This is a genomic window from Paraburkholderia dipogonis, assembly GCF_042680985.1.
Classification (GTDB): domain Bacteria; phylum Pseudomonadota; class Gammaproteobacteria; order Burkholderiales; family Burkholderiaceae; genus Paraburkholderia; species Paraburkholderia phytofirmans.
In genome coordinates this window covers 44,382-70,757 of the sequence record NZ_JBHUFR010000041.1, presented here as the reverse complement: position 1 = coordinate 70,757, position 26,376 = coordinate 44,382, and the positions used below count along the sequence as shown (strand labels likewise).

The following is a 26,376-nucleotide window of genomic DNA, read 5'->3' as shown; positions in this document are numbered from 1 at the left end:
GGAGACGTATAATGAAAGAAATGCGACTTGGAAAGGTTGCGGTTGCCGCGTCGGCTTTGCTTTGCGCCACTGCTCATGCGCAGAGCAGCGTTACACTCTATGGTTTGATCGATGAATCAGTGCAGTATGTGCATAACGTGGCGGATCCTGGTGGAAAGAATGCGAACAGGGTCGCGTTATATAACGGCAACATCCAAGGTAACCGTTGGGGGCTGCGTGGCGCAGAGGACCTTGGCGGGGGCGTGAAGGCAGTCTTCGTGTTGGAGAGCGGGTTCAATATCAATAACGGTCAACTCGGTCAAGGAGGAAGGCTCTTTGGACGTCAAGCGTATCTAGGGTTGGACTCGGCAAATTACGGGCGGCTCACCGTTGGTAGACAGTATGATCCTCTGGTGGACTTAGTTGCGCCGCTAACAGGGGTCACCTTCGGAGGAAGTTCTTTTGCAGCACCCGGTGATATTGACAACAACGACAACAATTCGCGTGTTAGTAACTCGATCAAAGTGACTTTCCCGAAGTTATATGGTGTTCAGTTCGAAGGTATGTACGCCCTTGGAGGTACTGCGGGACAGACTGGCTCAGGTCAGACTTGGGCAGTCGCAGGTGCCTATAGTGTTAATGGACTGAGCATCGGAGCGGGTTACATCAGTGCAGACAACAGCGCTTCCAATGTGCCGCGAGCGAACACGCCGTCCCCTTGGGGCGGCACTATTGATGGAAATTTCGGATCGGTCGTGAACAGCGGTGCGAAGACGGCGAAAGGATACGATATCGCATCGATCGCACTTTCATATCTTACGGGACCCGTTACGTTGGGCGCGAGATATAGTAACGCACGTTATATCCCCGATGCTGCGTCGAGCTTTAGATCGACGGAAGTGTTCAATACAGCTGCGGGATTTATGACCTACAATGTGACGTCGCTGTTTGCGGTTGGAGGTCAGTACAACTATACGCACGCGAACGGTCCGGCTCGTGCTGACTATCACCAAGTGTCACTCGGTGCAGATTATCTTCTGTCGAAGCGAACAGATCTGTACCTTTTGGGAGTTTATCAACATGCGTCCGGGAATCAGATTGGGGTGTCGCCTGCGGCGGCAACGGCGGGCGACTATGGATATACCTCAGCCTTTGGCTCACACACGCAGGAAATTGCGAGCGCTGGTATCCGGCATAAGTTCTGAGGCGGCTAGGGCGACTGATGGAGTTGGAGGATAGCCCACTTGCTAGCGGGTTCGTGCCCCAAGCGTAGTCGGCATGATGCGTTCGACACGTTCGGGGCGACAACTTATCCGAGGGATATTTTCTGGACGCAGATCGGAGGGGTTTTTTGACTTCGTCACGAAGCACCTTCAGCCTTTAGCTATAGTGTTCAAGGCTCGCAGATCTAGGGAGACGGTTTTGCTGTCATTGAGACGAGCACGCCGCGGTGGGCCAGTCGCGGTCAGAGCAGATCGCGAAGGCGCGCTTCAGCACTAAGATCGTCGATCTCTGAGCGAGACAGCCATGTCGGCTAGAGGAGCGAAGTAACGTCCTTTGTGCGATTCACAGACATCGTTTCACTTTCTTGAATGCCGTTTTCTTGGCGCGCTTGAGTTCGTGGCTCCGATAGGAGACGCGAGTTCAAGCGCGCGCCGGTGATGTTCGGCAAGGGTCTTGTCGACTCTCCATTCGCGATGCCGGATTCTCTCTTTCAACCCGTCGTAGGCGCTTTCCACATGCTCCGCGAGAGGTGTGATTTCGCCCACCTCTGCGATGCGGCCCACGGGTGTCTTGCCGCCGAGGGAGCCGTGCGGGCGGCGCCAGTTGTAGTCGAACTGCCACCCCTCAATTCGGCGGTCAATCTCGTCCTCGGTCGGGGCATGGTCGTGCCAGAACTCGTTGAGGTCAGTAAGCTGTGAACGCTCGACCTTGCCATGGAGGTGTGGGGAGCGTGGCGGAATCGGCCGGAATTTGATGCACTCGCTCATCAGACGCCGCTGCACCGATTCGGCGAAAAACTCGCCGCCCCTATCAGTCTGGATACGCTGGATTGGAAATGGCATCTACTGGATGACACGATCAAGAAAAAGCAGCGTATTTCGGGCGTTTCTGCGCGGGTAGACAGCCAGTACGCGGAAGCGTGAGCAGTCATCAATGGCCGTGTATTGATAGACGCCTCGCGCGATCTTCATCGTGTCCATCTGGGCTTGATCCCCGGGAACCGGGCGGCTATAGCGTTTGGGAGTTGCCGGCCGCCTGGAACGCACCAACGGCTTCACAGACGCCTCGGTCAGAACCTTGTGAATGGTGGCGAGGGACAGTTCTCTTTCTTCATGTAGGCGTAACTCGTTCTGAATCCTTCGTGCTCCCTTGCGCTCTGCACGCAGCCGGAGAATTGTCGCCCGATCAGATTGGGAAGCCTTTCGGTTTGGACTGTTGAGAGGGCGGCGAATTTGAGAGCGCAGACCTTCTTCTCCGGCATCCCGGTAGCGTCGTAACCATTTGCGGAGCGTCGGTCTCGAGATGCCACACCGCGCGCATACGAGACCGGCGTTGCCGGTTTCGTGATACATCAGCACCCAACGTAATCGAGTCGCTATCTCGCGGTCCATCACTTCATTTTAGTTGAAACGATGTGTGTGAATCACACACGTCATTATTCTGCGATATCGCAGTTCGTAGGCTTGTTCTGCAACTCGGTCTCAAGGCTGGCGTAATAAGAATTTGTTGCGCCAGGATTTTGACTGGCACGTCTCCTAGACGTTGCCGGCAATTTTTTGAAAAGAACAACGGTCTCCATTACTCTATGCGTCACATAGCGGATGAAAAAACGCTGCCGCTTACCGAATGGTAACCGTCCTTCCATGCCGACCTTGACCGTATAGACGTCTGATCGCGATGCAGCCCGACCCCGCAGCGCTTTGGAAACGTATGTGACAATCCGAGTCTGGTGCAGCGCACGGGCGTATGCATGCCTGCATGCCATTTAGCGACGCTATCCTTCCACACGACATTGAGGCCCTGAAGGCTCTCCTGCTTGCGCGTGAGAAGGCATTACGTGAGCGTGAGGACGACCGTCCGGGTTATGATTCACTATGCATCGCAGGCTTTTTTGTTAGCGCCGATGTAAAACTGACCAACGGCACTGAAGAACCTCGGCCCGTGCGCGGTGATAACGACTGCCCGAATCCGCTTGTCCACCTCAATTTGACGGAACGTCCCGCGAAGCACATTAAGACCCTCCGCAGTGAACGCATTCACGGGTGTCCGGTTGAGCGTGAGCAAAGATACCGTTCCGTCGTTCTGTTCTGACACGTCAATCATCGGTTTTCGTCGGTTGCGTCAATCGAAGAGCTTTGTCTAGCGAGGAGCATCTGGGAAATTGATACTGTGTCACGGGCCACCCTTCACGCGGTGCCTGTCACCGGCTGATAGCCCGACCTATGACTAAACGTTGAATGTCGTTCGCCCCTTCATAAATCTGGCAGACACGAACATCACGGTAGATCCTCTCGACCGGAAAATCGGAAACGTAGCCACAGCCGCCATGAATCTGGATCGCATCCGAGCAAACCTTTTCTGCCATTTCGGAAGCGAACATCTTTGCCATTGAGGCCTCGACTAGACACGGCTTGCCGGCATCCTTCAAGATCGCGGCGCGCCAGACCATCAGACGAGCTGCGTCCAGTTGCGTGGCCATGTCGGCCAGGCGAAAGTTGACCGCCTGATGCTCCACCAGCAGTTTTCCGAAAGTCTCGCGTTCCTTCGCGTAACGCACTGCAGCTTCAAACGCAGCTCGCGCCATTCCAACAGATTGCGCAGCAATACCGATGCGGCCGGCCTCGAGGTTTGAGAGCGCAATCTTGTAACCGTCGCCTTCTTTCCCCATCATGGCTGAGGCGGGAATGCGGCAGCTCTCAAAGATGATTTGAGCGGTGTCGGACGCGTGTTGGCCCATCTTGTCTTCGAGTCTGGCGACGACGTACCCAGGCGTGCTCGTCGGCACGAGGAAGCAGGAAATGCCTTTCTTGCGTGCGGCCTTTTCCGTCACGGCAAAGACAATCGCGATATCAGCATATTTGCCGGTTGTGATGAACTGCTTCACTCCGCTCAGAACCCATTCATCACCGTCACGTCGAGCAGTCGCCCTGAGAGCTGATGCGTCCGAGCCAGTGTGCGGCTCGGTCAAACAGAAGCAGCCAAGTTTTTGCCCTTTGGCTAACGGCTTCAACCACTCTTCCTTCTGGGAATCGGAACCATACTTTGACGTGATTCCACAGACGAGGGAGTTTTGGACGCTTACGATGGTGGACGTTGCGCCATCGCCGGCAGCAATCTCTTCGATTGCAAGCACCAGGCTCATGTAGTCCATCCCGGCGCCGCCCCATTTTTCCTCCACCACCATTCCGAGGGCACCCAGCTCGCCGAGTTCTCTCAGCGCGTCGGCGGGAAACGTATGGTTTTTGTCCCACTCCGCAGCATGCGGGGCAAGCCGTTCTGATGCGAAGGTCCGAATGGAGTCACGAACCATCTCGTGTTCTTGCGTGAGAATCATGTTCGGCTCCCCGTCAGACCATTTCGATGGAGATAGCTGTGGCTTCGCCGCCACCGATGCACAGACTGGCGATGCCGCGCTTGCCACCGGTTTTGAGCAGCGCACCCAGCAAGGTAACGAGGATTCGAGCTCCGGAAGCTCCAATCGGATGCCCCAAGGCGCACGCGCCTCCATGGATATTGACCTTCACCGGGTCCAACGAAAGCTCCTTCGTGCAGGCCATCACCACGACAGCGAATGCTTCGTTGATTTCCCACAGGTCAACATCAGCGGCCGTCCAGCCTGTCTTGGCAAGCAGGCGCCGGATGGCGCCAATCGGTGCAGTGGTGAACAAGCGCGGTTCATCTGCGAAAGTCGTGTGTCCCGAAATCACTGCAATCGGCTTGGTGCCCAGACGCTCTGCCGTGGAACGACGCATGAGGACGAGCGCTGCTGCGCCATCGGAAATGGAGCTACTGTTCGCCGCAGTCACCGTGCCGTCTTTGCGGAAGGCGGGCTTGAGCGTCGGCACTTTGTCGATTCGCGCTTTCGCGGGTTGCTCGTCACTTGAAATCTGAATGTCGCCGCCCTTGGTCGCGACCGAGATTGGTGCCACCTCCCAATCGAACGCACCCGACTGGATGGCTGCTTGTGCCTTTCTGGTCGAAGCAATGGCGAAGGCATCCTGGTCGCCGCGGGTGAGGTTAAAACGTTCCGCACAATCCTCAGCAAACGTGCCCATCAGGCGACCACGGTCGAAGTACGCATCTTCGAGGCCATCGAAAAACATGTGGTCAAGAACCTGACCGTGTCCCATCCGAAGTCCAGCTCTTGCCTTCGGCAGAAGGAAAGGCGCGTTGCTCATTGACTCCATTCCGCCGGCGACCATCACGTCCGCGCTTCCCGCGCGAAGGGTGTCGTATGCGTTCACCACCGCTTTCATGCCGGAACCGCACACCTTGCTGACTGTCGATGTGTGGACCGACATCGGGAGGCCCGCTTCGATAGCAGCCTGGCGGGCAGGCGCCTGACCCAAACCAGCCGGCAGAACGCAGCCCAGTACGACTTCTTCGATGGCGTCTGCAGCAATGCCACTGCGCTCAATGGCGGCTTTCACAGCGTGTCCGCCCAGTTGGGGGGCCGTCAGCGAGGCGAGCTCACCCTGGAAGCCGCCCATCGGAGTACGGGCGGCAGATACGATAACAATGGGGTCGTCGCTCATGAGTGTCTCTCTCCTTTGTCTATATCTATCGGGCGGCCATTCGAATGGCTCCGTCGAGCCGGATAACTTCACCGTTCAGGTAGGTGTTCGTGAGGATGTGTTCCGCCAGCAGCGCGAACTCTTCGGGCTTGCCCAGGCGCGAAGGGAAGGGAACCATCTTGCCGAGGGATTCTTGTACTTCCGGCGGCATGCCGAGAAGCATCGGCGTTTCCATAATCCCGGGAGCGACGGTTATCACTCGTATACCGAATCGCGACAGTTCACGGGCGATAGGAAGGGTCATGGCCACAACGGCGCCCTTCGATGCGGCATAGGCGGCTTGGCCGACCTGCCCATCGAATGCCGCGACTGATGCCGTGTTGATGATGACACCGCGTTCACCCGTCGCATCTGGCTCGTTTTTGGACATCGCTTCAGCGCAAAGGCGTACTGCGTTGAACGCGCCGATGAGGTTGATGCCGACCGTTTGAGAAAAGGAGGCCAGACGGTGGGGGCCTTCCCGACCAATGACCTTCTCGGCGGGCGCAACACCCGCGCAGCTAATCAAAGCGCGCAGCGCGCCAATTTGGCTCGCCAGGCCGACTGCATCGGCGACGCTCCCTTCGCTGGTCACGTCGGTACGAATGAATCGGGCTCGTTCGCCAAGCGACTTGGCAGTGTCTTCGCCTGCCTTCTCGTTGACATCTGCGAGGACGACGTAAGCGCCGCGTTCAACCAACTTCCGGGCAGTAGCGGCCCCGAGGCCCGAGCCACCGCCGGTGACGATAATTACGCTGTTTTCAATGAGCATTGAAGTCTCCTATCTCATGCTTGGCAGAGGCCGTTCGACAACTGAGTCCTGAAGCTACGACGCTTCTGCTGGACCGCTCGGTAGTTGTTTTCTTTGATAACCCCATACCCTCGAATCGACATCGCAAGCGTCACCAACTCGACCGCGGTCTTCTGATTGGATTCCGAGAGGTTTGCAAGAACCAGTTGCACGTCATCTTCAAACTCGCGGATGAGCGCGCGCTCCATCTGGCGGTCACTCTGGCGAGCGAACGGGTCCAGAACACTGCCTCGCAGTACCTTGCCGTGCTTCATCACGCTCAGCATCGGCTTGAGCCACCATCCACGCAGGGCCACCTTTTTGCGACGACCAGATTCCTTGTCGTAGCTCGAGATGACGGGCGGGGCCATGTGGAAAGTGAACTTGCCCGTCCCTTCAAAGTTTTCTGCGAGTTGCTTCTGGAAGCTGCCATCCGTGTGCAGGCGCGCGACTTCGTACTCGTCCTTGTATGCAAGCACCTTGAAGTAGCTTCGGGCAACAGCTTCGGTAAGCTGTCCCGCCGAGCCGCTCACGCGGCGTTCCTGTTCGTTCACTCGGTCGACAAGTGTCTTGTATCGATGTGCATACGCAGTGTTCTGGTACCCAGTCAAATCGTCCATGCGGGCCCGTGTGAATTTTTCGACCTCGAAGAGTTCTTCAGCCGACGAAATGCTTCCGGTCAGGCGGTCTACGGCTTCCGCGTCCTGCGCAATCAGGCGCCCCCAAAGGAACGCTCGTTTGTTCATCGCAACAGCAGCGCCGTTCAGTTCGATGGCGCGTGCGATAGCGGCTTCCGATAGCGGAATCAAACCGCGCTGGAACGCGAACCCAACCATCATCATGTTTGAGGCGATGGAATCGCCGAAGATGGTCTCAGCTGCTGTGTTGCAGTTCCAGAAGGAGGACGTTGCGTCCCCCACCGATGCCTCGATCGCCTTGCGATAGGCCGCCTCGCTCAACGCCAGGTCGCCGTTCTTTACAAAATCGGCGGTCGGTGTGATGTGAGTGTTCACAACAGCATGCGTCGAGTTGTACACAAGCCGCGAGAGCGCATCCTTCGATGCTGCGACAACAGCGTCGCAGGCAAGAAGGACGTTCGCGCTTTGCGTCTCGATACGTGAGGTGGCAATTTCCGCGCGGCTGCTTGCAATCTGGACGTGGCTGAGCACGGCGCCATTCTTCTGGGCCAACCCAGTGAAGTCGAGCGTGGACGCTCCGCGACCTTCCAGGTGAGCGGCCATTGCGAGAATCGCGCCAATCGTCACGACACCCGTACCCCCGATGCCTGTGACGACGATGCGCGCATGGCGTTTGATTTCAGGGAGGACAGGCAACGGCTGCGCAAGCTTCGCTGCAAGCTCCCTTTCCACGGCTTCAATCTTCTTCTGGTCAGGCTTGCGAGGCTGAAGACCTTCGACTGTCACAAAGCTGGGGCAGAAGCCCTTAACGCACGTTGTATCCTTGTTGCACGTCGACTGATTGACCGCGCGCTTGCGGCCAACGTCGGTGTCCAACGGCTCAATCGCGATGCAGTTCGATTGAACGGAACAATCGCCGCAGCCCTCGCAAACGGAGGAGTTGATGACCACACGGGCCGGCGGGGTCGGCATGCTGCCACGCTTACGGCGCCTGCGCTTTTCAGCTGCGCACGTCTGCTCGTAGACAATAACGGAAACACCTTTCTGCTCGCGCAGGGTGCGCTGCAACGCATCCAATTGGTCGCGGTGCACCACCTTCGCTGCACCCGGCACCGAGTTCGACGAGTCGTACTTGGCCGTGTCGTCTGTCACGATAGCGACGCTGGAAACACCTTCGGCTTGAACCTGGTCAACGACACGGCGCACCGTCAGTCCGCCCTCGGTCGGTTGACCACCCGTCATAGCGACCGCGTCATTGAAGAGAATCTTGTAGGTGACGTTTGCCTTGGCCGCCACGGCTTGCCGGATGGCGAGGCTGCCGGAATGTTGATACGTTCCGTCGCCAAGATTCACGAACATATGCGGCATTTCGGTGAAGGTCGCCATGCCGACCCACTGAATGCCTTCGCCGCCCATCTGGCAGAACGTGGCCGTCGAATCGACGGTTCCCAAAGCCATGATGTGGCAGCCGATACCCGCGGTAGCGAAAGAGCCGTCCGGGAGCTTCGTCGACGAGTTGTGAGGACATCCCGCGCAGAAGAAAGGCTTGCGGGTCAGGATGGCCGCTTCGTCGCTTGTCAGGATAGGAATCGACTTCCTCGTGGGCCGAGCGGCAACCGAAGCAAGCGTGGCTTCAATCGTTACATTAGTGAACGACAGGAACTTTTTGATGCTCTCGGCCATTTGACCGGGAGAGACCTCCATCGTCGCCGGCACGAGAACACTGCCGTCGCTAAGCGTCTTGCCGTACACGTCGGGCCGGTCGGACGCTTTCAGGTTAAAGAGCGTCTCCTTGATTTGACGCTCAACGAACGAGCGCTTTTCTTCTACAACCATGACCGCCGACATGCCACGAGCGAACTTCTGGATTCCAGCATCCTCGAGCGGCCACGTCATGCCGATCTTGTAGACGCCGATGCCCAAGCGCTCAAGCTCATCTGCGTCGAGCCCGAGTTTATTCAGAGCCGAGATAACATCGCCATGCGCTTTGCCCACCGTGACGATTCCGACCCGAGCATTGGTAGGTCGAACAACAGTCCGGTCGAATGGATTGGCGCGCGCGAACGCGAGAGCGGCGGGAAGTCTCTCTTCGATGACGCGCCGTTCGAGCTCGATGCGTTCGGAAGGCCAGCGCAGTTTCGCGTCGTAATTGAATCCACGACCATCGGGAATCTCGATGTCCGAAGGGGTGAGAAAGCCAGAGCTCGCAATGTCGCTCGCGCCGACAACCATTGAACGTCCACTTTCGACCGTTTCAGTAATCGCTTTATAAGCCACCCAGAGACCAGAGAAGCGGGACATCGCATAGCCAGCCAGGCCGAAGCTGACGTATTCTTCGACTGACGAAGGGAAGATGATTGGCATCATCGCGCCTTCGAAAACATGATCCGTCTGATGCGGGAACATCGACGACTGTGCGGCGTGGTCATCCCCAGCAATTGCGAGTACACCACCACGAGACGAAGTGCCAAGGATGTTCGCGTTTCGAAAGACATCACCTGTGCGGTCTACACCAGGACCCTTCCCGTACCACATCGAGAAGACACCATCGACACGCTTGCCGGGGAACGCATCGATTTGCTGAGCGCCCCAAAGCATCGTAGCGCCGAGGTCTTCATTGAGGCCCGGTTCGAAACGAATATCGGCTTCTTTCAGGAGCTTGCGCTGGCGCCAAAGCTCCTGGTCGAGCCCGCCGAGAGGTGAACCGCGATAGCCGGAGACGAGACCAGCGGAGTTGATGCCCGAGCGTCTATCGCTGCGTGCCTGCTCGAAAAGGATTCGCACGAGGGCTTGAGTGCCAGTCAAAAAGACAGGGCCTTCCTCGCGAAGATAACGGTCTTCCAACCGGTAATGGCCATCGATGGCGCGCTCAACGTCGGGCGCTCGCATGTTCATTGTGGGGTCTCCGAATATGTTCTGCGTACCACTTGATTTTAGGTATTTGGGTGAGGCGAAGTGTGCTAACCTGACCTTCAAATATCTCGATAATTAGCAATCTTTCCCACGCGTAGTTGACGCTCACAGGACGTTGCTCAATGAAGCTCGACTGGTTCTCGTCCTGCACGGCACGACGGAGGCCGGAGCCAGCATCCTGACACCTGATTTCGCTGGAGAGTTGTTCGGTCGTGGACAGCCACTCGACGCCAACAGGTACTTCACATCCTTCCGGACGGGATCCGAACCGGTGGGTCGTCCAAGCCGTCTGACGGACTGCGCACACGGTGCCTGGCGTACAACTACGACGACATGGTTTTCGCGCAGCAGTGGCCGCCGCCGTGTTTCATCCGACGCCTGGCGATAACCGGTTGGATGCCGCACTCTCGAAGTCGGCGGCGATGCGAGTCGGCAACGTTTTCTCTACGCTTGCCACCAAGGGCGGAACGCTTGCTTGCCAAAAGGCGGAGCCGGCGGTCGAGCTGGCCGACAAGTACGTCAACGCCAACCTGGCCCGGCCGTTCACATTAGACGCGAGCGACTTCTTATACCAGTGGGCGCATCGCGGGGCTATAACCCCGCATACGGGCTGAAGGACATTAAGGCTGCGGTTCCCGCCATTAACGCGGCTGACGACGAACGCTATCTGCCTGAGACCAAATTAATGCAGCGCGCGATGCAGCTTATTCCTGATGGCCGCCTGCTTCTTATCCCGTAAGCGCGAATCTCTCCGCACGTAGCGCGATGGAGTGAAAGAGGTCACGCTTGCGTCCGTGACCTAGACTTGCGGACGCAACGACAATGACGCCTGTCACGATTGACCTCGAGTTTCTGCCGCTGAAGGTGACGCACGTTTCGCCAAAGGGCAAACGATCATCCGATCTTGCCGGTTTGGCGCTGAAGGCAGGAGTGAATGCCAACCAACTGCGAAAGTGGGTCGACGTGTACCGCAAAGCAAGCGCAGTTGCGGAACCGCCGTGGACGAGCGAGCCCGAACCTTCTGCGTTTGTTCCCGTGGTTACGATCGGAAACGCGACTAAAGGCGGCGGAGCCGACAGCGATGTTGGCGGCACGTCGCGATTCTCCCTCAGCGCCGGCGCACGCGCGCCTGTCCGTAAGACTGCCCATCGGCGTCGCGATCAATCTGGAATGCTCTGTGCAGGACACGTCATTGGTCAAGGCGATGATCGTGGCGTTGGGCGCGGGTTGATGTTCCGCTTTGACGATGGATCTGCGGATCTACCTGCATCGCGGACCAATCGACTTCCGATGCCGACTGAATACACTGGTGACAGTGGTCGAATAATCGACGCAACTTGACCCGTTCGCGCGGGCCGTCTTTTAATTCCACAATCGTAAGCGCGATCGCGTGAAGCTTGTGCTCCCGTTACGCCGCTGGCCGACTCCGGGCTTGAGCTGCTACGGCAGGCTTCACGTGGTCTGCCACGACACGCCTGTCGAATCCTGCGCACCGCGATGCAGCTGGCCGTGCGCCGGGGTCTGAATGATCTGCCCGACGAACTGCTGCAAAAAGCCATTGAGGCGTTTCGATGAACCAGACGCCACAATCACGCCAAGGTATCGCGCGCCATGCTGAAGATCACGTCCCGTCCGCCTGCGTTGCCCGAGCTGACAGACAATGCTGCCGCGCATCCTGTGATTCAGCGCCGCATATGGCGAACAGATCCGTCGTTGCAATGAACCGTGGGCTGTGCCGCCACGCGAACCGCCTCCAGGTCATCGCATCGCCGACTCCTTCTAATGGCACGGCCCCGGTCTCGACAACCGGGCCCGTGTCGCGTTGTGCCGCCCATCAAATGCGCGGCAACGCGCAAATCTATCTTCGCTGCGTCTCGAGTTCGATCCGACACGGATTCTGCCCGATCAGCTCGCGACAAACAGCGTCGTCGGGCCTCAAATATCTCGGGATGCCGAGGCTCGTTCAGCCTGCGACGTAACAGCCCGACGCAGAGGTCTTTAATCAGGGCTACGTCCAGATAGTAGCGACTCCGGTCACGTGCGGAATGCAGTCGATGCGTCTTTTGCGCTCAACGACCCCTATGCGATGCAGCTTTTCGGATCTCTGTCGGTACCTACAGTCATGAGTTCGGTAAGCTCAGAGGCGCTCCTCGGCGAGATCGCGCTCGGCCGTCACGAGCCGCAAAGCGCCGCGTAACGCCTCTTTTGTCCGCGCCGATTGAATTTTGAGCCACCGGGGGTGCGGTCACAACAGCGCGGCGATTGAGTTCTTTTTATCCATTGCCATTTCTCAGGTTATCTCGACGACGCGAAGCCGAGGTCAACCCTGCACGGCCTCGCCGGTTTTTATCGGCATAACCGGAGGGAAACTTGAATGCGCTGGCAAATGCGGGGACGGCGAAAAAAGCGCGCTCCCTCGGCGTTCGGTGAATGGCGAGGGAGCGCTCGCGCTGCAAAAGGTATCAACGAGGAAGATCGTATCGCGCTGATTCGATAGTACGTAAGTATTGTACATATCTGTTATGTATGTGTGTCGCTGAAGCACCGCTTCGGTCGCGGGCAGGGTGCTGTGAGAACCTGATGCCCAAGTCCTTTACGGAGGGGCGCCCATGAACGCGAAGGACGCTTTGAGGCTTTGCAAAAGGGTCTGTACGGGGCGGTGCGGTCTCGCGGCGACCGAAACTATCAGGATCCGTAGTAGGGGCGCTGGTTTGGCGCGGAGTGCGTCTCGCTGTAAGGTCGTTCAGGAGGTGAACGCGCGGTGCCCGCCGCTATGACCGCGGCGATCAGCCATTTCGATTTGCTCGCTAGGCAGCACGAGCGGACGGAAGTGGATGTCGTTGGTGACGCTAAGGACCTCCGGGCGGCGCTGGCTTCGGTCTATTGATCTAAGATGCGGCCGGACCAGCAGGGGATGGAATTCAACGCCGCATCGGAAGAGAACGTGCGTGACGCGCTCAATGCGCCATTGGCAGAGCTGGAACTGCTCGAGAGGAGGGTGAATCGGGCGGGGCGGCCGGGTCGACTGTAGTGCTCATGCTGTGCCTGAATGTTTTCCAGATCCGGCTCGCGGCAGGACGAAGCTCGTTGACGGGCTATGCGAGTGCGATGCTCCCCGTGCTTCGAACAGCGCTCAAGCCCGCGTGCTATGCATTCGTGATGGGCGAGTAACCCGAACTCGCCGATGTGTGGAGAAAGCGTCACGAGTCGAAGTCCCCAATGGCCAAGTGTCGCAACACCTTCGCTAACGCGGTCAAGGTGGTTTTCCGCAATCGGTCATGGACGCCCGATGAAAAGCACCGTTGGCCATCAATCGCCCGCGTTAAAGTCTCCAGCGCGCCTGAAGCGTCCGTCGGCACGCTTGATATGACGGAGTATTTCGCTGGCGGCAGCGTTGCTATCGCGCCGTTTGATTGCCTCGAAAACTGTTTCATGCTCCGCGATAGTAACTTCTTCCAAGCCCGGTGCGCGAACAAGCTCTCTATACCGCGTCATGAGCCAATCTAAGAGGCTCTTTACAATCGACACGGTGATGGGATTCTTGGTCATTTCCGCGATTGCGACATGAAATGCCATGTCGGCGGCCGAGAAAGCTATCGGGTTGTCACGGGCAGCCTTCATCTCGTCAAGAATACCCCGTAGGTGGTCAATATCCTTCTCGGTAGCTAAATTCGCAGCCTGCCAAGCAATACCCGCTTCGTACGTCGAGCGAGCATCCGTGAGTTGTGTGAGCGCGGAGTCATTCGTGTTAAGCAGATATCCGACCGAAATACCGATCTGCGCCAACAAACCTTCGAAAGTCGGTGCGACAAGTCGAGACTTCTTACCATTTACAACTTTCAAGATGCCGAGGTGCTCTAGCGTAGAGAGTGCCTCGCGTACCGCTGGCCGGCCCACTCCAAATCGTTCGCTCAGTTCGCGCTCGGGCGGAAATTCGGATCCGATTGCAAATTCGCCCGAATTAAGCATCGTCAGTAAACGATCCAAAACGTCTTGGTAGAGTCGACGGCGTGGAATGAGTTCAGATTCAGTGCTCATATCTACCCCTTTTGCAGTTGTGAGGCGTTGGCCTCTTTCGCGCCTACGTACCAAGTGCTGCTTTCGCGCGTTCACGGGCCCGGAAGATGGCTGCCTTCGCTCTTCGAACCTCGACCGACCGCGCCGGTGAATGAGGCTCGCAACGATCAAACGAAAGCCTGATACGCAGCGCGCGATGTGCGACCCGCCGCCGTTCCACATCTTATCAAATTTGCGCGGTATGGTCTTGTTGTCATCCTTGCATACCAAAAATGGTCGTGCTACCATCCTTTCATACCAAAAATCTGAGGCCGCGCGTTGCGCGCACCGGCGCATCCGACCTCGCCAAAGCGCCAACCGCTTCGGAAAGCGTCAGTGCGTGCACATAGGAGACGTAATGGACATTTCGCTTAAGGGAAGAACTGCATTGGTGTGTGGCGCTGGATCGGTTAGCGAGGGATGGGGGAACGGCAAGGCGACAGCGGTGGCTTTGGCGCGGGCGGGAGCTTACGTGGTCGCCGTGGATATCAATCTAACTGCGGCACAAGAAACGGCCGCACTGATCGTCGCCGAAGGCGGTGAGTGCTTGGCTGTGCAAGCTGACGCCACTAACTCATCCAGTGTTGAAAACGCCGTTTGCGCAGCGCTCGCAAAATTCGGTTCAATCGACATCTTGCAGAATGTCGTAGGAACAACAGTCATGGGCGGCCCGGTCGAGCTTTCCGAGGAGCAATGGCAGAAAGCTATAGATATCAACCTAAAATCTGCGTTCTTGACATGTAAGCACGTGTTGCCAGTAATGGTGCGGCAAGGACGGGGTGTCATAACGAACACCTCTTCGCTGGCGTCAATACGCTACGTCGGCTACCCCTATACGTCCTATTACGCCGCGAAAGGCGGACTGAACCAGCTGACACAGGCGGTCGCGCTTCAGTACGCCAAGCAAGGGGTCCGTTGCAATGCAGTCATGCCGGGCGTCATGAATACACCACTGATCTTTGACCAGATCAGTTCACAGTACGAAAGCAAGGAGGAGATGATCCGCGCGCGGGACGCAGTATGTCCAATGGGGCGCATGGGCACAGCATGGGATATTGCCCATGCGAGCGTTTTCCTAGCTTCCGACTTGGCCCAATACATAACCGGCGTCGTCCTGCCGGTCGATGGCGGCATCAGTTGTCGGAGCATGTAGCGGTTCACAGGTATATGGTGTTCGCCAGCGCTTAGAAAAGTACCGACTTAAACGCATAAAAGATTGGGCTGATTGATTCGGTTCCACAGGAGACAAACTTTCATGTTAGAACATTCGAAACTGGACGTGCCGCGCAGGCGCTGGTACGTAGTCGGCACGTTGCTATTCCTGATCTATATGATCTGCTTTGCGGATCGCAGCAATATCGGTGTGGCCGCGCCCGAGATGGTTCGCGATCTGCATCTGTCCGGTGCTGTGACCGGAACCTTGCTATCGGCGTTTTTCTGGGGCTACGTGCTGACGCAACTGCCCGGCGGCTGGCTGGCTAATACGATCGGGCCCAAACGTGTGATCGTGGGTGCGTTATGCGTTGTGGGCGTCACCGGTTGTATGACAGGATTTGTGGATCACTTGCCTTTTCTCATCGGGGTGCGATTTGTAATGGGACTTGGCGAAGGCGTTATCTGGCCGTCTTTCGCCATAATGTTTCTGAACTGGTTTCCTCAATCAGAACGGGGTCGTGCTGTCAGCTTGTCGCAGTACACATTGCCACTGTCTTCCGTGATCATGGCACCGCTGGCCGGATGGATGATTCGAGAATTCCATTGGCGCATAATGTTTGTGATGCAGGGTATTCCAGCGCTGATACTTGCAGTTGTGGTTTGGGCAATCGTTACTGAGGACCCGGTTGAGGACAAGAGTCTCTCACCCGCCGAGCGCGACTACATTGTTGCGCATCGCGGCGGCGAAGACGTCGAATCGCGCCCGTTCTCCGAGGTGTTCCGCAGCCCAATCGTGTGGGGGTTGTGTCTAACCTATTTCCTGTGGGTTACCGGCCTATACGCTTTCGGCATGTGGGTGCCGACTGTTGTCAAGCAGCTTTCGGCCGATATGGGCATGGACACCGTGGGCTGGCTCACGGCCATCCCTTACGCTTTTGCTACGTTGGGCATGTATCTCGTGGCCCGAGCGGCGGACAGATCGAACTTATCGCGCGGCTGGTATGTCGCGGGCGCTCTGGGTCTAGCTGGGTTCGCACTGCTGGCGCAACATTTCATGGCCGGCGCACTAACGACCAATATGGTCATGCTCACGCTGGCTGGAGTCGGCATCTTTTCGGCCTTAGGGGCGTGGTGGAGTTGGGCGCTTGCGATCGTACCTCGCAATCAGGCCGCACCTGCGGTGGGTCTGGTCAATTTGTGCGGCAACGCGGGCGGCATCTGTGGCCCCTTGGTCGTCGGCTTCGCCGCCAACGGCGGCAAAGCTAGCGATGGCTTCTTTCTGATCGGCTTTGCGCTCCTGCTCGGTTCGCTGTTCGCCGTGTTGTTGGCCGTCAAAAATCCCGAGACGCTGCCAGTCAAAGTAAGCCACGTATTGCATTGATCGCACAGACAACGGAATTTCTTTTTTCAGCTGTGGCGCGTTCATAAATTTCGCTCACTTACTTCGCATAAGCCAGATCCAAGCGTGCCGCTGTCATTTAGGTAGCTGACCAGGCTGATATTCGATCGTTGCATTGTTTTATATCCGCAATATGGCGGTCGCTTGCCGCCATTTAGCGATTTAAATTTAAACGAGGATGAGCATGAAAGTTTCCGAATTGTCCACGAACCCGCTCCGTCGCAAGTTTGCTTCGGGAAAGACGGCATACGGGTTATGGGTTACGCTCGAAAGTCCAGCAGTCACCGAGATTGCTGCTGCGATGGGCGTTGATTGGATTTGTATCGACCTGGAGCATGGCGCGCTGGACTTCAGCGATGTGCTCAATCATCTGCGCGCCGCTAAAGGCACGGACATGGCTGTGATCGCCCGCGTGCCGGCGAGCCGCGTTGATACCATTAAGAAGTGTCTCGATATCGGTGTCGACGGTGTTGTTCTTCCACTGATTAATAGCGCGGACGAACTGCGCGAGGCCTTTGAGCACGCTCGATATCCCACGGTTGGCAAGCGGGGCTTAGGCGGCGAGCGCGCGGTGCGTTGGGGCTTGGGCATCGCTGAGTATATCCGACGTGCCAATGAGGATGCTCTGGTCATCCCCGTGATTGAAACGCGATCCGCGAGCGAGAATATCGAAGCAATCCTTGACGTACCCGGGCTTGAAACGATCTTTTTTGGTCCAGCAGATCTTTCGTCGAGCATGGGATACATCGGCGAGTGGGAGGGCCCGGGCGTTGCCGAAGACATCCTCCGCATCCAGCGATCCGCGGCCAAACGGGGGATCGTCTCCGGAGTGATTGGCATGACGCCGGAAGATATGAATGCTCGCGAGACACAGGGCTTCCAGATGATCGGCCTAGGTTCCGACGGCGGCATGCTCATCAAGCAGTTCAAGCAGCTCTTCGGCAAACTCAAGGGCGAAACTTACGAGCACAATTGGTTTTAAGAAAGCTGAGAAGTGGATGCGGTGTGGCACCGGCCGATGCAGACATGCGCCTGCTTAGGCTAGCTGGTCTCTGACTGATGTCGCTCGAGCTCGTAGCCGCTGGCGCCGCATTGCACTGCGAGTTCCATAGCGCCGCATCGACGTACATTTGAGCATGAAGAGTCGCACCGACTGGCCTTCTTCAAAAGCTACCACCGTGGGACACTAGAGACTCACGCTCCTATCCAGAGTAATACTTTGGCAACGAATACTATGGACAACAACACAGATTCTTCTAGCGATAGTTTTCAGAAACGAGTTGCGATTGTCACCGGCGGCGCGATGGGAATCGGTGCGGCTATCGCCACGCGTTTAAGCAACGCCGGAATGGCGGTGATCGTCGCCGACCGCGACCTCGATGCAGGTCGTCGCTTCGCTGCGTCGCTCGGCGGCACCGAGGGCGAAGTCACGGCGATTCAAGTTGATGTTGGAGAGCCTCAATCGGTTTCGAATGCCTTTGACCTCATTGAGCGGGAGTTCGGTCGGTGTGACATCCTAATCAACAATGCGGGCATTGGAAATACATATCCGTTTAGTGATTTCCCCGTGGACTATTGGCGCCTTACGTTAGACGTCAATTTGACCGGTCCGCTCCTCCTTGCATTGCGCGCATCGGAGATGATGAAAGCGAAACACTGGGGGCGCATTATCAATATAGCGTCCGTTTCAGGCATAGTAGCAAGCGCTGGGCGGACTGCCTACGGAGCGTCGAAGGCCGGTCTCATTGGGCTTACTCGCCAAATGGCAATTGAGCTGGCGCCGTACGGAATCACTGCCAATTGCGTGGCACCAGGTCCGACGGAAACTCCATTAGTACAAGCCGTGCATACTCAAGAAACTCGCGATTCTTATTTTCGACGCATTCCGATGCGTCGCTATGGAAAACCGGAAGAGATGGCGGGCGCGGTAATATTTCTTGCATCGGATGATGCCTCGTTTATCACAGGGCAGACGCTTGCCATTGATGGGGGCTTTTCGATCGCTGGCGTGCTTGATATTTAACCAGAACCTCCGTGTCGGAGCGCGTCGAACGCAGACGCGCGACTTCATTTTTGGCCCCATCGGACCGTCGCTGCCGACAGGTTCTAGCCACATGGATTGCGACCATCTTGAGCATGCCGTGCAACGTCGTCTGACGCCGATTTACATGCTTAACTAGCCCCTTGAAGATCCAGCCTTTTCGTCGCCGTGCCAGCCCGGTCGCCGGGCCGAAGACCCCTTCGCTAACGATGATCGGTCGATGGCTTGGCGGAAAGTTTGGACGAGTAGAATGCTCCTGTTGCACCACTATCCGAATGAGTTGCGTTTTGTGAGTCCGCGGGCCAATCGCAACGACGAAACATCTGTTCCATGTCTCGTGATTCCGACCATGCACACGGCCCAAAGCGATAGACGGTTGCGGTCTTGAGATCGTCATCCACCGCTTGCTTATGTCGGTGCAGTCGGACGGACCGCGTGCGCCGGGTTGGTGCTCCGATGCTGCTACTGGAAGACGATCTTCGGGATGGAAGGATCCCGCGGCCGCCATTGGCAAATGCGGCGTGCTGGCCTGCTACGCATGTTGTCGGGATAGCTGCCCGGGATCACGCTGCAGCTTGCGCAGGATCGTGATGCACACTGGGCGGGCGTTGCGCATCAAGGGCCGACTTCGCCGTCTCGAATATCGGCGAACGGATCGAGACGGGTGCGGCAGCGCGGGGAATTCTGGGACGGCATTGTCGCGTCACGCTCAATGCGGCGTGCGCTGCGCACGCGTATTCCCGCCTTAGCGGCCGCAACATCCTTCGGATTGTGTCTGCGCTTGTTCATGCACAGTCGAACCTGTCGGTCGGTGACGTAAGCTCCAGAAATGCACTGACCGCTCCTTCTTTACGAATCGATCAGCCTTCCCATCGCCCCGCATGCGGCGGTCGCCAATGGTATGCCGTGTCCACGCTACGCAGCCCCCGACTCCTGTTCGACAGCCAAAACAAACGTCAACGGACGGTCCGCTAGTCGGTTTCGCCGCCCACCCAGAAACGCTAAAGTGTCAGAGGGTTGGAATTGCTCTTATCACAAGCCAGGAAACAAGGGGGATCCAACGGGGCGGCTACAGACTACGTGATAACGAGCATCTGCGACCTTGGATCCTCACTTACATGTCGTCGCGAGCTTGAAAGCGGCGATGTTTTGTCACACTGTCCCGCTAAGACATCATGTTGGCTCAATCTGCAGGTCGGAACAAACAGTTGCGATTTTCCTTCAGAGCGCCTTCGGACGTGAGCCATCGCAATCGACGATGGACGGCATCGCCTAGGCCGGATTGTTGCTCAGGTCGTAATCAGGCAAGCTCTGGGGTAGAACTCGAGTGAGAAGCGGAGAAGCAATCCGTCGACACGAGCCACTCAAATCACCGTTGCCCCGATATGCCTGTCCGTTCGCGCGCTCGCCGATATTGCAACGCCGTGTCGAACGCCGGATGGAACCATGTGGAGGCGGGCGAGGAGGGCGCCGTTGCCCGTTTCTCAACACTACGAGTTGTCTGTTTCGCCAATCCAGTTCGAGCAGGTGGCTGAGAGACGACGTCGGCGGACGCCCAGCAAGCTAGGAGTTCAATCGGAGTGTAGTAATGAACAGCATGGAAGTCTCACGTCAAGCATTTACGACACGTTTGCCTCTCGAGGGGATCCGCGTCGTTGAAGTTTCGCACATGGTCATGGGCCCCGCCTGCGGCATGATTCTGGGGGACCTAGGGGCAGAGGTAATCAAGGTTGAGCCACTGAAAGGCGACAACACCCGCCGGTTGCTCGGCGCAGGAGCCGGGTTCTTCAGAGCATTCAATAAGAACAAGAAGAGCATCGCCCTCGACCTCGACGATGAGGCAAGTAGGGAAGCGCTTCTCGATCTTATCGAAACGGCCGACGTATTCGTTGAGAATTTCCGGCCTGGCCGCATGAGTGCCCTTGGTCTCGACTACAAGACGCTCAGCAAAAGAAATCCCAGACTAATTTACGTATCGCATAAAGGCTTTTTGAGCGGTCCATATGAGAAGCGCCTGGCGCTTGATGAGGTTGTCCAGATGATGGGCGGCCTCGCCTATATGACGGGGCCGGTCGGACGACCGTTGCGCGCCGGTAGCTCAGTCAATGACATTATGGGAGGTATGTTTGGCGCCATTGGCGTTCTGGCATCGCTACATGAGCGGAACACCACCGGTCGCGGTAAGGAAGTCCAGTCAGCGCTATTTGAAAATTGTGTTCTGCTGTCCGCACAGCACATGCAGCAGTTCGCGGTTACCGGCCAGGCTGCTGCGCCGATGCCGGGCCGCATTAACGCTTGGGCCGTCTATGACGTTTTCGAGCTCGCTGATGGCCATCAAATGTTCATAGCAGCGACGGGGGACGCGCAGTGGCGCACGTTGTGCAACATTGTCGGTCGCCCCGACTTACTGGGCGACGCCCGCTTGCAATCGAACAACGATCGAGTGCGTGCCCGGGAATGGATGATTCCAACGTTGACCGAAACGCTTGCCAAACATAATCCGCTGGACCTCGCATCGGAATTCGAAAAGAAATCGGTTCCATTTGCCAACATCACACGGCCAGAAGAGTTGTTCGACGATCCGCATCTGAAGGCAAGCGGTGGACTTGTGAAACTGGGACTGGAAGACGGGTCTGAGACTGAGATACCGCTTCTTCCTCTGTCCTTTGATGGAGCTCGTCTGCAGCCGCGCTCGCCGATCGCATTCGTAGGCGAGCACAATCGGGACGTTTTCGGAAGCCTAGGATACACCTCGCAACAGATCGAAAGGTTGGTCGGAACGGGGTCGATCCGGACGCCCAATGGAGCAGCTGAAGCCAATTAGCGTCAACGCAACAGAGGATTTCCGTACTTTGCATTGTTTGCGAATTTGCGCATCTTTCCCGGTGCTATGAACGCGGGGGCAGACTGACGTTATTTTCCATCAAGTTATCGAAATGGACGAAATGCGAATGCACCATTGGTCCCGCTTGCCATTGCTTCCGACACACGTGAAGATCGTTGAAGTCGGCCCGCGAGATGGTCTACAGGCAGAGCGCGGCGAGGTCGCGACAACCGTAAAGATTGAACTCATCGATCGATTATCGAAGGCAGGCTTCAGAAATATCGAAGTCACTTCTTTCGTGTCGCCGAAATGGGTTCCACAGATGGCCGATGGAGCGGAGGTGATGGCGGGAATCACGCGTGCACCAGGCGTACTTTATTCGGCCTTGACGCCAAACATGCGGGGGTTTGAAGCGGCCGTCGATAGCAAGATCGATGAGGTAGTCGTCTTCGGGTCCGCAAGCGAGGCGTTCTCTCGGAAAAACCTAAATTGTTCGATACAGGAGTCGCTCCAACGCTTTAGGTTGATTTCAAAAGCAGCTAAAGAACTCAACATAAGGTTGAGAGGAAGCATCTCCTGTTGCTTTGGATGCCCCTATCAGGGAGCCGTGCCTACTGGTTCTGTAGCGGATGCTGTTCGCCGCTTAGCCGATCTTGGATGTGATGAGATCGATCTGGCGGACACCATTGGCGTGGGAACCGCTCGCATGGTAGCGGAAGTCATTGAGCAAGCCGCAACGGCGTTCCCCCTTGAACGCCTTTCGGGTCATTTTCATGACACATACGGGCAAGGGTTAGCGAACATCTTCGCTGCTTTGCAGGTTGGGATGAGTATCTTTCATTCGTCGGTCGCGGGTTTGGGCGGCTGCCCGTATGCAAAAGGGGCGTCGGGAAACGTCCCGACGGAGGACGTCGTTTATCTTCTTGATGGACTAGGAATCCAGACAGGAATCAAGCTGGACACAGTTGCGTCCGCTGGGGATTTCATTAGTTCGGCACTCGGAAAGCCGAACGGATCGAGGGCGGGAAGAGCGTTGCTCGCGCGCGTGGATGGTAGCCGATGAGCGGCCCTCGCGGATTGTATGGCGTTACGCAAGCGGATTGCAGGTACAGCGATGACTAGCCGAAAGAAAAGTTGCGCCCCGATGCATGTCTGAACTTACAACGAAGCGACCTGAAGGCTACGTCCGCCTATCGGGCCCAAAGAGATTGTGGACAGGAGACATAGATGAACATTACGCAAAGAACTACGCGGTTGTCGAGCGGCGACGGAACCGCCACGGACGCGGCGACGCAGACTGTAACGGATACAGGCATCATATCCGCGCGTCTGGACAGGCTTCCGACCACCCAAGCGGTCTGGAAACTTATTCTTTTACTCAGTCTCGGTTTCTTCTTCGAGGTCTACGATCTGCTCTATTCCGGCTATGTAGCGCCGGGTCTGATTAAAAGCGGCATCCTAACATCGACAACGGTCGGACTGTTTGGGATGTCGGGCGTCGCGAGTTTCATCGCTGCGTTGTTTAGCGGATTGTTTGTCGGCACACTAGCTTGTGGATTTCTTGCCGACCGATTCGGCCGGCGAGCGATCTTCACTTACGCAATGCTTTGGTACGTGGCAGCAAATACAGTGATGGCCTTCCAGGACACGGCCCCAGCGTTAATTTTTTGGCGCTTCGTGTCCGGACTGGGCATTGGCGTCGAACTGATCACGATCGGCACTTACATGTCGGAATTGGCTCCAAAACATCTTCGCGGAAGGGCATTCGCCGTTTGCCAAACAATTGGGTTCGTCGCTGTTCCGGTGGTCGCATTTCTCTCATATCTTTTGGTTCCGAGAACTGTCTTGGGCATGGACGGATGGCGCTGCGTAGTACTTTTGGGTGGATTGAGCGCGCTATTTATCTGGTATTTCCGTCGAAACCTACCCGAAAGCCCGAGATGGCTTGCAAGCAAGGGGCGCTTCGCGGAAGCTGAACTCATCCTGCAATCGCTCGAAGATCGGGTGGAAAAGCAGTATGGTATGCCTCTACCGGCAATTGGCCAGTGCGAACCGACTGTTCGCGAAGCAAACTTTGCTGACATTTGGAAGCCCCCTTATCGCGACCGCACGATGATGTTGATCATCTTCCATGTATTCCAGACCGTCGGATTTTACGGCTTTGCTAACTGGGTTCCGTCTTTGTTGGTTAAGCAAGGCATCACGGTCACCTCGAGCCTTCTTTACACCACGATCATTGGACTCGCCGCCCCGCTCGGCCCTCTGCTGGGCTACCTGATTGCGGACCGATTCGAACGGAAGCATGTCATTGTCGCGACGGCCGCAATCAATATTGTGAGCGGACTGCTCTTCAGTCAGGCATCGGCTGCAGTCGCCATCGTTAGTTTGGGTGTAGTCCTTACTCTTTGCTCGAATATCAGCTCGTTCACGTACCACGCTTACCAACAGGAGCTGTATCCGACGACAATTCGAGCACGAGCGGTAGGCTTCGTTTATTCATGGAGCCGCCTGTCGGCAATCGTTACCTCTTTCATTATCGCGTTTTTCTTGCGAGAGTTCGGGGTTGCGGGGGTGTTCTGGTTCATTGCCGGTGCGATGACCTTCGTGATCATTGCCGTCGGTCTTTTGGGTCCGCGGACTCTTGGAAGGTCGCTCGAAAGTATCTCACATTAAGTCTAATCGCAGGCTTGAATTCGTTGGTGAGCGGACTTGGTCGCTGATGTTAGCTGCCAACCGTGTTCCTGTTGGTAGGGTCTACGCGTAGGCTCACTATTGGGCAAAAGAAGGCCGAGAAAAATCAGAGATCGATTCTCGGTAGGTTAGTCTAGTTAGAACTACAAAACACATATCAAAAATGGAGACAAGCATCATGAACGGAAAAGGCCTTGTTTTTGCAGCAGCCGGCGCGATGGTAATCGCGGCCATAAGTAACACTGCTTCGGCGCAAAGCAACGTCACGCTGTATGGAATTATTGATGACGGACTGCTTTTCAATTCGAACGCGGGCGGTCATCGACTTTATGCCATGGCATCTGGCGGGCTGTCGGGTAGCCGATTCGGACTGCGCGGCTCGGAAGACCTTGGTGGCGGGCTAAAGACGATATTCGTGCTGGAAAACGGCTTCGATCCGAACACCGGTCGTCTTGGTCTTGGCGGACTGATGTTCGGACGACAGGCATATATGGGGATGTCGGGCGCGCAGGTCGGAACAGTCACAGCGGGGCGTCAATATGATTCCATGGTCGACTATGTTGGAGCCTTCCAGGTAGGGACTCAATGGGGCGGATCTCTCGGATCTCACCCGGGCGACCTCGACAATTCGACGAACAGTTATCGGACCAACAACACGGTCAAGTACGCTAGTCCCAAGCTGAATGGCCTGTCCTTTGGCGGCACGTACAGCTTCGGCGGAATCTCAGGGGATTTCACCCAAAATCAGATATGGTCGCTGGGCGCCGGGTACACCGCTGGTAATCTAGCCTTGGGTATTGCCTACCTTAACGCACGTACGCCATCTAACGCGGGAGGACTTTTTGGAAATAGCACCTCGACAACGACGCCGGCGGCAGTCACTACTCCGATCTACTCCGGTTTCGTCTCGTCGAACACTTATCAGGTAATCGGAGCCGGTGGATCGTACACTGTCGGTTCGGCGACAGCAGGTGCAACCTATTCCAACATTAAATTCATGAATCTTGGTGCGAACGGCGCTACTATATTTTCGCGCGGCGAGACAGCGACTTTCAACAATAGCGAGATTAATTTCAAATATCAGCTAACGCCGGCGCTTGTACTTGGTACTGCCTTTGACTATACAGTAAGGGGAAGTGTTGCCTTGGCAAACGGATCCGACATTGGGAAAGCGAGATATTACCAGGGGTCAGTCGGGGCTGATTACTATTTGTCGAAACGTACTGACATCTACGCGGTCGGGGTCTATCAGAAAGCATCTGGCACCGACTCACAGAATCGAAGCGCCGTCGCGACCATCACTCAGATGAGCCCGTCGAGTACCGACCGGCAGGTCGCGGTTCGGATCGGCTTTCGACATAAATTTTAACTGCGCCTCTGAAATAATGAATAGGTGTCCTTCGATAGAAGGACACCTTTGCTCGAGGCGATGATAGGGGCAGGCCAAGGACTGTCAGTCTTCTTCGCGTATGCAAACAGGTAAGATTGTCTTGTAGTGCACGCGCCGCAGTGCTATAGACGTGTTGATATCTCTCACGCCGTCGATCTTGGTTAGCTTTTCCATCACGAACCGCTCCAGGCCAGCTATGTCAGGAGCGACGACCCGTAACATGTAATCGAAAGTCCCGGTCATCAAATAGCATTCCATCACCTCAACAAAGTTCGCGATCGCTTTCTCGAAGCCATTAAGAAGTGGAGCGCTTTTCTTATCGACGGCTACTGAGACGTAGGCACTAACAGGAAATCCCGCTTTTTCCTGGTCCAGCAGCGTGACGTGGCCCTTGATGATTCCCCGTTCCTCGAGAAGGCGGACGCGCCGATAGAACGGGGAGAGTGAGAGCCCCAATGATTCGGCGAGATCAACCGCTTTGACGTGCGCATCCTGTTGTAAGGCCTGAAGGATCCGAACATCGACACGATCGAGTTTCATTAACCAAGTTCCTTACGAAGACGGCTACATTTCGGGCGGATTTGCTAAACAATGCTACATTCGTGGTCTACATTAGCACATTTCGCTTCAATCAACTATCTAGAACAGAAGCTTAGTCAGGAAAACGAAGGAGATGTAGAGTGGAACATCCGAGACGCCGAAACCGATCGGGAGATCGATGCC

The 26,376-nt window shown here is 56.5% G+C and carries 19 protein-coding genes and 2 pseudogenes; 12 read left to right on the top strand and 9 right to left on the bottom strand.

The window, feature by feature from the left end; genetic code table 11:
- The first annotated feature begins 11 nt into the window (after positions 1 to 11).
- A complete protein-coding gene (locus tag ACFSNN_RS38385; protein ID WP_134466339.1) occupies positions 12 to 1,184 on the top strand; it encodes a porin in 1,173 nt (390 codons plus the stop codon).
- A 375-nt stretch (positions 1,185 to 1,559) separates the two neighbouring features.
- On the opposite strand, the pseudogene ACFSNN_RS38380 reads toward ACFSNN_RS38385, so the two are convergent.
- The 6 genes and pseudogenes from ACFSNN_RS38380 to ACFSNN_RS38355 all read right to left on the bottom strand — a co-directional run bounded on the left by ACFSNN_RS38380 (position 1,560) and on the right by ACFSNN_RS38355 (position 10,079).
- Positions 1,560 to 2,594, bottom strand: a pseudogene (locus ACFSNN_RS38380) (IS481 family transposase).
- Between the two features lie 481 nt (positions 2,595 to 3,075).
- Positions 3,076 to 3,306, bottom strand: coding sequence for an enoyl-CoA hydratase-related protein (locus ACFSNN_RS38375; protein ID WP_134466340.1), 231 nt, complete (start codon positions 3,304 to 3,306; stop codon positions 3,076 to 3,078).
- A 97-nt stretch (positions 3,307 to 3,403) separates the two neighbouring features.
- On the bottom strand, positions 3,404 to 4,537 hold the full coding sequence (locus ACFSNN_RS38370) for an acyl-CoA dehydrogenase family protein (RefSeq protein ID WP_134466341.1): 1,134 nt from the start codon (positions 4,535 to 4,537) through the stop codon (positions 3,404 to 3,406).
- Between the two features lie 13 nt (positions 4,538 to 4,550).
- Positions 4,551 to 5,738 (bottom strand): acetyl-CoA C-acyltransferase, encoded by a 1,188-nt coding sequence (locus ACFSNN_RS38365; protein WP_134466342.1) that lies wholly within the window; start codon positions 5,736 to 5,738, stop codon positions 4,551 to 4,553.
- A 25-nt stretch (positions 5,739 to 5,763) separates the two neighbouring features.
- Entirely contained in the window at positions 5,764 to 6,528 is a 765-nt protein-coding gene (locus tag ACFSNN_RS38360; RefSeq protein ID WP_134466343.1) for a 3-hydroxyacyl-CoA dehydrogenase, read from the bottom strand.
- 14 nt (positions 6,529 to 6,542) lie between these two features.
- The gene (locus ACFSNN_RS38355; RefSeq protein ID WP_244323255.1) at positions 6,543 to 10,079 is read right to left on the bottom strand and encodes an indolepyruvate ferredoxin oxidoreductase family protein; all 3,537 of its coding nucleotides are present in this window, start codon (positions 10,077 to 10,079) and stop codon (positions 6,543 to 6,545) included.
- Positions 10,080 to 10,233: 154 nt separating this feature from the next.
- Here ACFSNN_RS38355 and ACFSNN_RS41385 point away from each other — a divergent pair.
- The 3 genes and pseudogenes from ACFSNN_RS41385 to ACFSNN_RS38345 all read left to right on the top strand — a co-directional run.
- Positions 10,234 to 10,445 (top strand): annotated as a pseudogene (locus ACFSNN_RS41385) (alpha/beta fold hydrolase); the annotation flags it as partial.
- Positions 10,446 to 10,447: 2 nt separating this feature from the next.
- The gene (locus tag ACFSNN_RS38350; RefSeq protein WP_134466344.1) at positions 10,448 to 10,711 is read left to right on the top strand and encodes a hypothetical protein; all 264 of its coding nucleotides are present in this window, start codon (positions 10,448 to 10,450) and stop codon (positions 10,709 to 10,711) included.
- A gap of 208 nt (positions 10,712 to 10,919) precedes the next feature.
- The gene (locus ACFSNN_RS38345) at positions 10,920 to 11,438 is read left to right on the top strand and encodes a hypothetical protein (protein ID WP_341868467.1); all 519 of its coding nucleotides are present in this window, start codon (positions 10,920 to 10,922) and stop codon (positions 11,436 to 11,438) included.
- Between the two features lie 111 nt (positions 11,439 to 11,549).
- Here ACFSNN_RS38345 and ACFSNN_RS38340 read toward each other — a convergent pair whose 3' ends face one another.
- Together ACFSNN_RS38340 and ACFSNN_RS38335 are read right to left on the bottom strand one after the other, a co-directional pair.
- Positions 11,550 to 11,771, bottom strand: a complete 222-nt coding sequence (locus ACFSNN_RS38340; RefSeq protein WP_166799458.1) for a hypothetical protein — start codon at positions 11,769 to 11,771, stop codon at positions 11,550 to 11,552.
- Positions 11,772 to 13,406: 1,635 nt separating this feature from the next.
- Positions 13,407 to 14,135, bottom strand: coding sequence for an FCD domain-containing protein (locus ACFSNN_RS38335; protein ID WP_166799459.1), 729 nt, complete (start codon positions 14,133 to 14,135; stop codon positions 13,407 to 13,409).
- A 376-nt stretch (positions 14,136 to 14,511) separates the two neighbouring features.
- Here ACFSNN_RS38335 and ACFSNN_RS38330 point away from each other — a divergent pair, with 376 nt between their 5' ends.
- From ACFSNN_RS38330 to ACFSNN_RS38295, 8 genes are all read left to right on the top strand, one after another.
- Positions 14,512 to 15,306, top strand: coding sequence for an SDR family NAD(P)-dependent oxidoreductase (locus tag ACFSNN_RS38330; RefSeq protein ID WP_134466346.1), 795 nt, complete (start codon positions 14,512 to 14,514; stop codon positions 15,304 to 15,306).
- Between the two features lie 102 nt (positions 15,307 to 15,408).
- A complete protein-coding gene (locus tag ACFSNN_RS38325; protein WP_134466347.1) occupies positions 15,409 to 16,689 on the top strand; it encodes an MFS transporter in 1,281 nt (426 codons plus the stop codon).
- A 202-nt stretch (positions 16,690 to 16,891) separates the two neighbouring features.
- On the top strand, positions 16,892 to 17,689 hold the full coding sequence (locus ACFSNN_RS38320; protein WP_166799460.1) for an HpcH/HpaI aldolase family protein: 798 nt from the start codon (positions 16,892 to 16,894) through the stop codon (positions 17,687 to 17,689).
- A gap of 252 nt (positions 17,690 to 17,941) precedes the next feature.
- Positions 17,942 to 18,730 carry an SDR family NAD(P)-dependent oxidoreductase gene (locus ACFSNN_RS38315; protein WP_134466349.1) on the top strand — a complete coding sequence of 263 codons (789 nt, stop codon included), beginning with the start codon at positions 17,942 to 17,944 and terminating at the stop codon, positions 18,728 to 18,730.
- A gap of 1,606 nt (positions 18,731 to 20,336) precedes the next feature.
- Entirely contained in the window at positions 20,337 to 21,572 is a 1,236-nt protein-coding gene (locus ACFSNN_RS38310; protein WP_244323256.1) for a CaiB/BaiF CoA transferase family protein, read from the top strand.
- A 127-nt stretch (positions 21,573 to 21,699) separates the two neighbouring features.
- Positions 21,700 to 22,635, top strand: a complete 936-nt coding sequence (locus ACFSNN_RS38305) for a hydroxymethylglutaryl-CoA lyase (protein ID WP_134466466.1) — start codon at positions 21,700 to 21,702, stop codon at positions 22,633 to 22,635.
- Positions 22,636 to 22,799: 164 nt separating this feature from the next.
- Positions 22,800 to 24,245 carry an MFS transporter gene (locus ACFSNN_RS38300; protein ID WP_134466350.1) on the top strand — a complete coding sequence of 482 codons (1,446 nt, stop codon included), beginning with the start codon at positions 22,800 to 22,802 and terminating at the stop codon, positions 24,243 to 24,245.
- Between the two features lie 196 nt (positions 24,246 to 24,441).
- Positions 24,442 to 25,632 (top strand): porin, encoded by a 1,191-nt coding sequence (locus tag ACFSNN_RS38295; protein ID WP_377689764.1) that lies wholly within the window; start codon positions 24,442 to 24,444, stop codon positions 25,630 to 25,632.
- A gap of 84 nt (positions 25,633 to 25,716) precedes the next feature.
- Here ACFSNN_RS38295 and ACFSNN_RS38290 read toward each other — a convergent pair whose 3' ends face one another.
- On the bottom strand, positions 25,717 to 26,193 hold the full coding sequence (locus ACFSNN_RS38290; RefSeq protein WP_134466351.1) for an Lrp/AsnC family transcriptional regulator: 477 nt from the start codon (positions 26,191 to 26,193) through the stop codon (positions 25,717 to 25,719).
- Between the last annotated feature and the right edge of the window lie 183 nt (positions 26,194 to 26,376).